The organism is Streptococcus sp. HF-2466, from assembly GCF_015594645.1.
Taxonomy (GTDB): domain Bacteria; phylum Bacillota; class Bacilli; order Lactobacillales; family Streptococcaceae; genus Streptococcus; species Streptococcus anginosus.
Genome location: NZ_JADNQU010000015.1, coordinates 1 through 12531, shown reverse-complemented (window position 1 = coordinate 12531; position 12531 = coordinate 1). Strand labels below are relative to the sequence as shown.

Genomic DNA, 12531 nt, shown 5'->3' with positions numbered 1-12531 from the left:
TTATAAATAAAACAAAAGGATAATGCAAGCGCTTTCTCTTGGGTTTTAAAAAATCGGCTGAACAATTCAGTCGATTTTAGGATTTATTGCTACATTTAGTGTTTATTTACAATAATTGCCAAACTTTCATAAGGTCTTAATGTTACAACTTCTGCTGTTTGAGTTTCTTCATAATTAGAAAGGAGCACTTCGCCATTTTGATACTCTGGTAAAATATCTATCGTAATCGGATCTGGATAGAAGTTATTGAGTACCAGAAGTTTTTCGTCACCTAATTGACGCTCGAAAGCATAAACTTGCTGACTGTCTTCATAAACTGGTCGATAGCTGCCTTCGGCAATGATAGGAAGCTCCTTGCGAAGGGCAATCAGTTTTTGATAGAAAGTGAAAATCGGGCCCTGCATCTCATTTTCAACATTGATTTCAGGATAAGATTTCCCAGCTTTGAGCCAAGGAGTGCCTGTCGTAAAGCCAGCATTTGCTGAATCACCCCACTGCATGGGAGTGCGAGAATTATCGCGAGATTTGGCCTGAATAATTGCAAAAGCTTCTTCTGGTGTTTTGCCTTGCTCCAGCAGCATCTGATAGGCATTGATAGACTCCACATCCACATAATCTGCCATAGAGTCATAGTCTGGATCCACCATGCCGATTTCTTCTCCCATATAAATATATGGCGTTCCGCGAGACAGATGAATGCTGGCCGCAAGCATAGTTGCTCCTTCATTGCGGAAATGCTGAACATCAACAAAACGATTTAAGGCACGTGGCTGGTCATGGTTGTTCCAAAATAGAGCACTCCAGCCATCATGGTCACTCATTTCCTTGCCCCACGTATGGAAAAGACGCTTGAGTTCCTCGAAATCAAATTTTTTCAAGCTCCATTTTTGACCATTTTCATAATCCACCTTTAAATGATGGAAATTGAAAGCCATAGACAATTCGTGACGTGCCGGATCTGTATAGAGAATGCAGTTTTCAATAGTAGTCGCACTCATTTCTCCGACAGTTATAAATGAGTCAGCCTGTCCGAAAGTCGCTTCATTCAGCATGTGCAGGTAGTCATGTACAATGGGCTTGTCCGTATAGGCAGGCTTACCATCATTTTCCGGACAGTTTTCCAACACCTCATCTTTTCCAATCAGATTGATGACATCAAAGCGAAAACCCTTGACACCCTTGTTCCGCCAAAAATTGACAACTTTGAAAAGTTCTTTGCGGACATGAGGATTGCGCCAGTTGAGATCAGCCTGCGTCACATCAAAGAGGTGCAGGTAATACTTGCCCGTTGTTCCAAAAGGCGCCCAGGCGCTGCCGCCAAACTTAGACAGCCAGTCTGTCGGCTCATCACGCAGAAAGAAAAAATCTTGGTAGTACGGATCGCCAGCTAAAGCTTTTTGAAACCATTCATGCTCGGTCGAGCAATGATTTAAGACCATATCCAGCATGAAGTCAATGCCGTATTCTTTCCCAACTTGGACCATCTCTTCAAAGTCAGACATCGTCCCAAAAAGAGGGTTGACAGCCGTATAATCTGAAATATCATAACCATTATCACGCTGCGGGCTGGGATAGAAAGGATTGAGCCAGACCATATCCACTCCTAATTCTTTGAGGTAAGGAATTTTCTCAATAACGCCTTGAAAATCTCCTAGCCCATTGCCAGTCGTGTCTTTAAATGATTTTGGATAAATTTGATAGACGACTTTTGTCTTATCTAATGCCATTTGTCTTCCTTTTCTATTTTCTAAAAGAAAGAGGCGGGGCTTGCGCTCCTCCCCTTTATCGTTACTTTTATTCTTTGCTACGAGCCTTTATGCCTCTTGTTAAGAGATTGCTGCTTGGATTTCCAGCAGTGAGACAAATGGATTACTGAGATAAATTTGTCCATTCGTTAGATAAAATCCTGCTCATCATAGCTCGTATCAAACATTTTACCCGATTCGAGTAACTGTCATCAGCTTATCTCCACGTCCAATAGTCCGCGGCAATGTTCCCTGTTCATCAGCCTGAAATTGCTCTTGATTTGTAATAATCACAGGTGTTTCAGTCACTAAGCCAGCTTCCTGAATAGCTGCTATATCAAAACTAACCAGTTTCTGACCTACGCTCACTCTGTCTCCTTGAGCTACATGAGCTTCAAAGCCTTTGCCATCGAGATTAACTGTGTCCATACCGATATGCATGAGTAATTCGACACCTTCATCTGACACGATTCCAACAGCATGATTGGTTGGGAAAAGCACTGATACCGTCCCGTTCACAGGGGCCACCAGTTCTCCCTCACTTGGAAGAATGACAACTCCTTGTCCCATCACGCCTTGAGCAAAGACAGGGTCGGTTGCTTGGCTTAATTCTTTGACTTCTCCAGCCAGTGGGCTAGCAATTTCTGCAAAATCTACTTTTGGAGCGGCTTCTTTTGCTTCGTCAATGGCTTCAATTTGCGGTGATTTGACACTTTCATCTTCTGTCTTTGTAAACATGCCTGTCTTGCGGAAGAAGAAAGTCAAAATCATCGGTACTGCAATAGCTACTAACATAATAAGGAAGAATGGAAGCATGTATTTAGCTTGGATAGATAAGATACCTGGAATTCCACCGATTCCGATAGCATTGGCTGTTACGTTAAAGGTTACGGATAAGAGACCTGCGATAGAAGAACCAATCATCCCTGCCACAAATGGGTAGACGTACTTCACGTTGACCCCGAAAAGGGCTGGTTCTGTAACACCTAGATAAGCAGAAATCGTTGCTGGCAGAGAAATCTGTGCTTCACGTTCATTATGACGGTTCATCAGATAGTAAGCAAATACAGCTGAACCTTGAGCGATATTGGACAAGGCAATCATTGGCCATAGCGCCGTGCCGCCTGTATCTGCAACCAGCTGTGTATCAATGGCATTGGTCATGTGGTGCAGACCAGTGATAACAAACGGAGCATAGAGGGCACCAAATATCGCACCAAAGAGCCATTTAACAGGACCAGTCAGACCAGCAAGCACCGCTGTTGACAGCCATTGTCCAAGTGTCCAACCAATTGGACCAAGGACTGTATGCGCTAGAATAAGTGCCGGAATCAAGGATAAGAATGGCACAAAAATCATGGACACAACTTCTGGAATGCGTTTGCGCCAGAAGATTTCAAGATAAGATAGCGACAATCCTGCAAGCAGAGCTGGAATAACTTGTGCTTGGTATCCAATTTTTCTAACTGTGAAGAAACCAAAATCCCATACCCAGTTTTTAGCAATTTCTGAAGCTGGCGTACCAGCTACTGCATAAGCGTTAAGTAACTGAGGAGACACCAGACAGATTCCCAAAACGATACCGAGGATTTGGCTGGTTCCCATTTTACGAGAAACAGACCAGACAATACCAACTGGCAAGAAGTGGAAAATCGCTTCACCCGGCAGCCACAAGAATGAGTTTACTCCGCTCCAGAACTGTGATACATCCACAATCGTATTGTAAATCGGAGTACCGTCTTTAGCAAACTGAGCAACACCGTCAACCATTTTTTGACCGAGTGCCTGAATCTGTACACCTTCCAGAATATTGCGGAAACCGAGAATCAGCCCCCCAACGATAATGGCTGGAATAATTGGAGTGAAAATTTCCGCCAGCATTGTCATGACACGTTGTACTGGATTCTGATTGCTTTTGGCAGCAGCTTTGGCTGCTTCTTTTGATACTCCTTCAATCCCTGAAACAGCTGTAAAATCATTGTAGAAAATCGGCACATCATTTCCGATAATGACTTGAAACTGCCCTGCATTTGTAAAAGTTCCCTTTACAGCTGGAATGGCTTCAATTGCTTTTACGTCTGCCTTCTTTTCATCTGCCAATACAAAGCGCATCCGAGTTGCACAATGGCTGACAGCTGAGACATTTTCCTTGCCGCCGATAGCCTCTAATAGGGTCTTGGCGTCTTTTTCAAATTTTCCCATTTTCTGTTTGGCTAGGCTTAACCTAACACTCTCCTTCTTTTTTTCATCATTGTACAATTGATTGATACATTTATTGTAAACGATACCAAAGATGTCTGCAAGATGTTTGTAGTAAAAAAGGCTCTTTTTTGGTAAAATTTATTTAGTTGTATGCTAAAAAGAAAACAAGTGAGGATATCATGAAAAAATATGAACAAATTTTTAAACTCTTAGAACAAGATATTCTAAACGAGAAATATCAGATAAATAATTATCTTCCTAGCGAACACGAACTTGTCCAGGCCTACAAGGTCAGCCGTGACACGATTCGTAAATCGCTTGATTTGCTTCAAAAAGCTGGTCTCATTCAAAAAATGAGAGGTCAAGGCTCTAAAGTCATCCAACAAGAACAGATTGACTTTCCCGTTTCCAACCTAACTAGTTACCAAGAACTTGTCCGGCAACATGGAATGAATTCTAAAACCAATGTCATCCAGTTAGAAAAAATTATAGTTGATAAAAAATTATCCAGTCTTACTGGTTTTCCTGAATACCGTCTGGTGTGGCGGATTATTCGCCAAAGGGTCGTTGACGGGATTGCCTCCGTCTTGGATATTGATTACCTTGATAAGAGTTTTGTCCCTTCTATTAGCCGTGAAATTGCAGAGCATTCAATTTATGCTTATTTAGAAGATGAACTGGGACTACACATTTCTTACGCCCAAAAAGAGATCACAATTGATCCAGCCACCAATCGCGATAAAATATTGATGAACATTGGAAATGACCACCATGTCGTCTCTGTCAAATCCAAAGTTTATCTTGCAGACGGACAGCAATTTCAGTTTACAGATAGTCGTCATAAACTCGAAAAATTCCGTTTCGTTGACTTTTCCAAACGGCAAAAATGATCATGACCCTTCACAAAATTCACTCTTCAATATTAAAAATAGCCAAAAAGGAAGAATGTCGTTGTCATCGATCTGCTTCCTTTATTTTTAATGTCATTCACATATTTATAAAAAGTAAAGTAAACTTATCAATTTTTGAAAAACGAAAGAAGCTGAGATCATTTCTCAACTTCTTCCTCTTCTTCTACTATTTCAGAAACTTCTACTTTGAGCTTTGTCACACGTCCATTTTTTACCTTATCATTGGTTAAAATGAGCTTTTTGTCCTGACTTTCCACTTCATAACTCAAACGCTCTTTCACGTCGGGTATCGAGCCTACGCCCGTCAAATAATAGCCCGCAATAGTGTCAACGTCATCACTCTCCAGTTCAACTTCAAAATACTCGTTAAAGTCATTTAAACTCATGGTTCCAAGGACAAAGTAAGTATGGTCAGAAACCTGATACACCTCTACTTCAGCCTTGTCTGTTTCATCATCTATCTCACCGACAATTTCTTCCAGTAGGTCTTCCAGCGTTACCAGACCAGACATACCACCATATTCATCTAACAATATCGCCATTTGATTTTGCGTATTCCGCAACTCTGTCAGCAAATCATCCACGAAAATCGTTTCTGGCACAAAGAGCGGTTCCTGCAAAATTTTTCGTAGTACAATATTATCAAAACCATTAGTAAACGCCTCATTTAACAGACGTTTGGTGTGAATAAGTCCAATAACATTATCCTTGTCATCATCATAGACTGGGATTCGTGAGAAATTCTGCCTCAAAATACTTTCGATAATTTCCTTGGTATCATCATTGATGTCCACCATAAACGCATCGGTACGCGGCACCATTACCTCACGCGCCACCATCTCATCTAGTGAAAAAATCCCCTGCAGCATTTCAATTTCATCTGCATCCAATGTTTCTTCACTATTGGTCAGCATATACTCAATCTCATCACGTGTCATTTTCTCATCTGCATCATCAAAAGTCATGGGAGTGATTCGACTGAGCAGATTGGTAGAGGCTGTTAGAAGCCAAACAAAGGGACTGACAATTTTTCCCAAGAAAATGATAACTGGCGCTGTACGAACTGCTAAGGAATCCTTGAGATTCAGAGCGATTCTCTTTGGATACAATTCACCAAAAACAATCGAAATATAAGTCAAAATAGCAACAGATAAAAAGCTTGCAATGGCTCTTGCAGTCTCGGAATTTCCCATCCAAGAAGCAATTTCCTGACCGAGTGTATTGGCCAAACTAGCCCCTGACAAAATCGTAATCAAAGTAATCCCAACTTGAATAGTGGATAAAAAGTGATTAGGATTTTCCAAGACTTTTAACAAGCGAATATATTTTGCATCGCCTTCTTCAGCCTTTTGCTCTACACGAGCGCGGTTTAAAGATACCATCGCCATCTCTGCTGCTGAAAAAAAGGCGTTTAATAGTGTTAAAATTAGTAATAGTAAAGCTTGCAGTAACAAGGTCTGACTGCTAGGGTCTTCCATGAATATTCTCTCCTCATATATAAGTAATCTTAATTATAGCATACTTTTTGACTTCTTGCACAAGGAGTGTTAAAAAGAAAAATTTGGAGGGAAATTACAAAGAAAATGATTTATTAAGATTCTAGATTTTGCAGAACTGTTTCCAAGCGTGAAATTGCATCAACAGGAAGTGCCGTTTTAGGGTATTTTTGATTAAAGGCAAGCAAGAAGTTCAGCCGTACTTGCATTCTTTCTCTAAGTAATTGTTTGTAGCGAGCATCAAAATTCGGAATCGGATACCCTTCACATTCCATGTATTCAAAACCCTCCAATGGCCCAAATGGTTTAAATTCTGCTTCTTCATCAACAATTTTTTCAATAATATTCAAGCTAACTTCTTTTGAAATTCCCTTGCCCATATAAAATCCAGTATTGATGATATAGCAGTCGACACCAGATTCAAAGAGACTACGGAATTTCCGATAATCTTCCACCAAGGGATACACTCTAAATGGATTGGCATAAGGTTCAATCACCAAATCATCATGCTTGCCAATCACATTTTCAGCATTGGAACGCTTAGTCATCAAGGTACAACCCATCGTAGAAGCCATCAGCGGATCATTGATTTTAACTAAAGGCGGGAGAGAATCGTCTTTCATAATCCAGAAAATAGCTTGGATAGACTCATCAATTCGATCGACCCGATTTGGTGTTGCAAAGCGAGACTTGACTGTCCGACCATTTCCATTTCGAATGTCCTCTGTCACTAATTTTTTTAATCCATTGTCATCCAGTGTCACACCACAATTCTGAACTGTTACAAAAAAGTCCTGCTCCCTATGCCCAATGGGATAGTCATTTGTTTTATCAAAATAGGACGGTTCCAAAGCAATGGAAGACCCATCTTTGACAGAAATAATAAAGGCATCATCATGCAAAACCTTAATATCATATTTTCCATTATGTTTTGCATGTGTCAGCGTGGATTTTCCTGAGCCAGATAACCCAAAGAAGGAGGCTACATAGTCTTTCTTTTCAGCCTCTTCTTGTTTAAAGATTTTCAAACCACCGTGACAAGCTACATATCCATTTCTAGCAGCGGTTGCCCAAGCTAAGGTTAAAGTCGCTTTTTTCAACTCACCAAAGTAATTTAAGCCCAAAATAATGACACAATTGTGCTGAGTATCAAAATAAACCAACCCTTCAGGATAATCTGGATGCTTCCATTTGGGGTCAAAAAAGACAAATATATCATTTTCATCGTACTTTTTAGAAACTCTCAAACGATTTTTAAACTCTTCATCCAAAATTTGAAAGTTTAAAAGCCAAGAATACAGGTTGTTAATTTCATCTTCAGGAACCATAAGATGAGCACAAGCCATGAAGGCTTCATCAAGCCCTACAACTGCATCTGCCTTATAAAATTTTCGATGATGAGCTTGATAAATTGCACTGCGTACTATTGAAAGCAGCTTTTCATCTTCCTCACTGTCCCTACCAAAAATCCGTCGAGCTTTAGCCGTTCGACCAACGACTGCTCCAGAATTCGTTAATAAAACGCGGGCATAAGAAGGCAAGCCCAATTCCTTTGTATGAATGACAGGCATATCTAAGACAACTGTCCCAGCAGCTGCGGAAGCCAATTGATAAGCTTCTTCCACTGTTTTTATTGCAACAACTTGATTTTCATAAAAAGCTGTTTCAATTATTGCCTTCAAAGGAGAGAAATAAGAAGAATTTTTTCTTATTTCCTGCGGAGAATATTTACGACGTGTTACCATAAGTGTACCTCCTCTATCTTATTAGTTCTATTTTAGCATAATAATTTTATTCTATCGACTTAATAGCGAAATAGTTGTTAGTAGCTTATATAATAAGGATTTCGAGAGATAATATACACTAAATAATACAGTCATAAACGAAAATAAACGTAGTCAAAACGTAGCCAGTCTTGCCCGCATAGTTGAGAAAGTGATAAGTCTAAATAGGCTTTATTTTTTTGCACCAAAAAAGCCCCTAGGATTTCTCCTAAGAGCTTAGTTTGTCTTATTTCACTCTATAAGTTACGCCTGCATAGATGAGGTCGCTTGACAATCCATTGAGTGCTTGGATACTTTCTACTGTTGTACCATATTGAGCAGCCATGCCAGAAAGGGTGTCTCCCCATTGCGCCGTATGATAAGACACATTTTGAGGAGCTGATTGTCCTTGCCCTGAAACTTTCAAAACTTGTCCTACATAGATGTAATTCGGGTTGATAATTCCATTAAGGGCTGCTAACTGTTGATAAGTCGTGCCGTATTGAGCGGCAATCCCAGAGAGCGTATCTCCCGGCTGTACTGTGTATGAGCCGGACTGTTGAACGGTTGGAGATGGTGCAGGTTGACTATTAGTAGTAGAGATAATCTCTGCATTTTTCTTATAAATCCAAGAGTTAATACCAGTCAATAACACCTTATCACCGCTCACCTCTGCTACTTGATAAGACCGACCTTTAACCCAATCAGGAATCCCTTCTCCTGTCGCCCAGTTGGTAGCCGAGAAATTAACCTTGACTGTGTCGCCGACTTTAATATCGCTTTTCGATGTGTTATCAGCTTTTTCGCCCTCTTTAATCGCTGGCGTTTGTGTTTTAGGTGTATTCTTACGACCATAACCGTTATCTGTGATACCAGTCAAATCCACGTTACCGTCAAGTCCGCCTGCAATGTAAGTTGAGGTGAATTGGAATATTGCAATTCCTGGGAGTGACGGGAAAAAGTTATAATTTGGTGATGGCGTCACATTGTAATCTGGATAAGCTCCAATCCACAAAGAATTTGGAAATTCGGCTAAAATCCGATTATAATCAACGTGATCAAGTGTGTAAGGCTTGTAGGAGTAGTACATAGGCGTGTAACCCGCCGCCTTAATCATACGCATCCCATGCAAAATTGCGTTTGTGTTGGCTTCTTTGTCAGCGCTCGCTCCGCTCTCATAGTCCAGAGCTACAATTGACCCTTTCGGTGTTTGTACCTGCGGCAAGAAGGTTTTAAGCACTTGCTCACCCAAAGCAGCATTGCCGCCCACCTCGTACCAAACATAAGTATGAGCACGTTTACCCTGTGCGATAGCACTTGCCACTTGTGTTTCGTAAGTTGACTGTCCGTACATACCATAGGCATTGATACCGCCAATTTGGATAATAGCAAACTTGTCATGCCCGTATCCAAAGATACCACTTGTCCCTTGATAGACAGACCAGTCCACGCCTTGGTCTCCTACTGCTGCTTGCGCAACAGTAGGAAGCATAAAGCCAAGTACGATTGTAACAAGAGCTAAAAGCTGCTTCATTTTATTTTTCTGTGTCATCCGCTGTGTCTCCTTTTTTATTTTTAAAAGCTAATTCGTAATAACCGATGGCAGACAAGCCAGCAATTAGCCCGCCCCAACCATACGCAGCATAATCACCATGTGCAATTGTTGCGGCGTACGCAAGACCTACAATAATCCCCAAACCGAGAGCTAACGTAGATACTTGCTTTCCGTTTAGATTGAATTGCGTCTTAACGACATTTACAATCGCTGAAATAATCGGGGCAATAATGCCCGCTGTGATTAAAATTTGTTGCATCTTATTTCTCCTTCTCAATTTTGCTTTCGAGCTTATCAATTTGCTCGTCAAGATAGTTTGTTCTTTCTTCCAAGCGATAGGTTCGCTCTACTACACTATTGTGCTTTTCCACTTTCTTTTCTAATTCCTGAATCCGAAAAGTAGTTATCTTAGCACTAGTAATAATCCCGCCAAATGTTCCGATTAAGGAAGCACTAATTGTCACGACCGCATTTATGACGTCTGGTGCCATACACTACTCCTTCTTAGCAGGGGCATCCCAGATTGGTTCACCCGCTTCGTCAAATTTCATGATATAAAATGCTTTATCAAACATATTTGTAAAGCGGAAAGTCGTAATTGAATTGTTATATCGGTCAAACGCCCAAACAAGCGGTACTTCCACCAATTTACGTTTGCCGCCCACAATTGCGGGGCGTTTTTGTGTTTCTTTGTAAATGTAGTAGTCATCCGTATCATTTTTAAAACGAATAAACTCACCGTTTTCGTCCATATATCTAAGAGCTGTCTGCAAATCAAACGGCTCTGTAATTGTTTCAACATCAAGTAATTCTGCCATATTTTTTCTCCTTTTATTTTTTAATAAGTCCAAATGATTTGGCCGAGGTATGGGATACCTCTTTCTGCGCCTATAATATGTAAATCTCCGCCAACGTTTAATTGAGCTGTTCGATCTTTGTTTCTATCCAAACTCCACGCTTGGACAGGAAACATTTTATTGCTAGGCACGTATTCCTTTGGTATATCTACTAAATGATAAGTACCATCACGGTCAAATTGTAAGTTAAAATCGACCAACACAAGACTGCCTTGCACTTTCCAGCGCACTTTGTTGTTGACCTCGGATTGTTTCCAGTCTGTGTAATTGTTGGCTCTTAAATATAACTCTGCAAATTGACAATCAATAACTAAAGCATCTCTCTCGTCTTCTAACTTTCCAAAATAAATTGTTCCGGAATTACTTCGTATAGAAGGATAAACGCCATTTGCAAGTATCAGTCTTATGTCATGTTCAGAATCGACATTTGCAAAAAGAAGTTGCCCAGAATTTAACCAAACCAGCGGCATTATTGTCGGTTTGACATCGCTCTTCTTATTTCTGCCTGGCCGACCATTTGTTATAACCCCACTATCGGTCAAGAGCGTGCTAGTATCATATGTCACATCTTTGATGATACCCCAAACATCACGAGTGTTTGTTCGTACCCAATGCTTGCGCAAATCAATAAAGCCAGCACTCACTTCGCCTAAATTAGAACTCAAAGCACTCAACTCTTTAACATTTAGTTTATCCGCTGTAATCGCACCATTTACAATCATGTCTGCTTTAACCCTAAGCAGCTTAGCGATAATTTCCACCCATTCCGGATGTTGCGCAATCATACTAGCCAAAGTCTGCCCGTTCACTATTTTCTCAGAGCTAGAGACCAAGCCATTCTCGTCAATTTTGAGTTGGTTCTTCTTGACGGTGTTATTGCTTAACTCTTGTACTGACTGCGTGATTTGGTTTGCTCGTTGGTCAAACGTAGTCTGTGAGACTTTACTGCCAACCTCTTGCTTAACTGCCGCAAGTTGTCCGTCCACGCCTTGCTTGTACTCGGCGAGCTTGGTGTCGGTATAATTCTTGCTATCCTCGACTGCTGGCGCCCAGCTTGACGGGATTATATTTGATAATGTGAGCAATGGCTCTGCTATCTTGTAGTGTCCGTTTTGCGTTGTATATAAATAAAAAAAATCCGCGCCTTCAAAATTGGCGTCATTGTCAAATGTGTGCAGAAATTCAACGATGTGCCATTTGTTTCGGGGTAAGTCTCCCAAGTCTTTAAAAACATAAGCTCTATTTTTAGGGTGGTTTTTTAATACAAGTGTTAAGCCTGCATTTATAGTAACGTCAGAAAAAATGTAAATAGGCATTCTGACAGCGATTGTGTCGCCTTTCTTAAATGCAAGCGTTAGCGCATTTAAGGTAATACCCTTCCACACGTCTTTGTTTTGACCAGTCACAGTGACCTCAATTGAGTTATGACTGTTATAGTCATTTTGATTGAGTTTTAACGTAGCACCATTTACATTATTAACGTCCGCAAGCGTCTCGAATTCTGTATTTAAGAGTAAGTTACTAGTTCCTGTCCGCAACTCCTCAAATCGTTGATTGATACCCTTGACATCTTCCGTATACTGGCTTTTGCCAACGTAACTTTCAGCTGTTTTAATTCGTTCCGCTGCAATCTGCTTAGCTGTCTCTTCTCGGCTGTATCTTTCCAGCTCTTCTCTACGCTTACCATCGTCAGCCACATAGGACTTGACAGCTACCATGTCTGTTTTCAGACCTTCTGCAGTTCTTTCAAACGTGGTCTTAGCGACAGTGATTTGTTCGTCAATATCTTCTGGCGCTGGGCTCCAATCAGTCTTTATAGTGCCTTGCTCGACTTTGACTTCCCAAACTTTTTTTCGAGCGTCTTTATGATAAGTATTCACTCGCAAATGATAAGTACCTGTCGGTTTATTCCAAGTAAAGACTGTTCCTGTCGTCCCTGTATTGCTATTAGACACAATCTGATAATTCGTAATGGTCTTATCCATCAACCAGAGTACGACAT

At 40.8% G+C, this 12531-nt stretch carries 9 protein-coding genes and 1 pseudogene; 1 reads left to right on the top strand and 9 read right to left on the bottom strand.

The features are described 5' to 3' along the window. Positions 1–95: 95 nt before the first annotated feature. Positions 96–1727, bottom strand: coding sequence for an alpha,alpha-phosphotrehalase (gene treC, locus IYQ91_RS09190; RefSeq protein WP_195673649.1), 1632 nt, complete (start codon positions 1725–1727; stop codon positions 96–98). Between the two features lie 207 nt (positions 1728–1934). Further along, positions 1935–3947: a PTS system trehalose-specific EIIBC component gene (gene treP, locus IYQ91_RS09185; protein ID WP_195673648.1), complete on the bottom strand. Its 2013-nt coding sequence runs from the start codon at positions 3945–3947 to the stop codon at positions 1935–1937. A 179-nt stretch (positions 3948–4126) separates the two neighbouring features. Between treP and treR the strand changes: the two genes are divergently transcribed. Further along, positions 4127–4837: a trehalose operon repressor gene (gene treR / locus IYQ91_RS09180; protein WP_195673647.1), complete on the top strand. Its 711-nt coding sequence runs from the start codon at positions 4127–4129 to the stop codon at positions 4835–4837. A gap of 158 nt (positions 4838–4995) precedes the next feature. Here treR and IYQ91_RS09175 read toward each other — a convergent pair whose 3' ends face one another. The 7 genes and pseudogenes from IYQ91_RS09175 to IYQ91_RS09145 all read right to left on the bottom strand — a co-directional run. After that, positions 4996–6336 carry a hemolysin family protein gene (locus tag IYQ91_RS09175; protein WP_195673646.1) on the bottom strand — a complete coding sequence of 447 codons (1341 nt, stop codon included), beginning with the start codon at positions 6334–6336 and terminating at the stop codon, positions 4996–4998. Between the two features lie 113 nt (positions 6337–6449). Next, a complete protein-coding gene (locus tag IYQ91_RS09170) occupies positions 6450–8099 on the bottom strand; it encodes a phosphoenolpyruvate carboxykinase (ATP) (protein ID WP_195673645.1) in 1650 nt (549 codons plus the stop codon). Positions 8100–8364: 265 nt separating this feature from the next. Further along, positions 8365–9651 (bottom strand): LysM peptidoglycan-binding domain-containing protein, encoded by a 1287-nt coding sequence (locus IYQ91_RS09165; RefSeq protein ID WP_195673663.1) that lies wholly within the window; start codon positions 9649–9651, stop codon positions 8365–8367. A gap of 1 nt (position 9652) precedes the next feature. Beyond that, on the bottom strand, positions 9653–9931 hold the full coding sequence (locus IYQ91_RS09160; protein ID WP_195673644.1) for a hypothetical protein: 279 nt from the start codon (positions 9929–9931) through the stop codon (positions 9653–9655). Position 9932: 1 nt separating this feature from the next. Beyond that, positions 9933–10163, bottom strand: coding sequence for a hypothetical protein (locus IYQ91_RS09155; protein WP_022524853.1), 231 nt, complete (start codon positions 10161–10163; stop codon positions 9933–9935). 3 nt (positions 10164–10166) lie between these two features. Beyond that, positions 10167–10490, bottom strand: a complete 324-nt coding sequence (locus IYQ91_RS09150; protein ID WP_084740781.1) for a hypothetical protein — start codon at positions 10488–10490, stop codon at positions 10167–10169. A gap of 20 nt (positions 10491–10510) precedes the next feature. Beyond that, a pseudogene (locus IYQ91_RS09145) lies at positions 10511–12531 on the bottom strand (hypothetical protein); the annotation flags it as partial.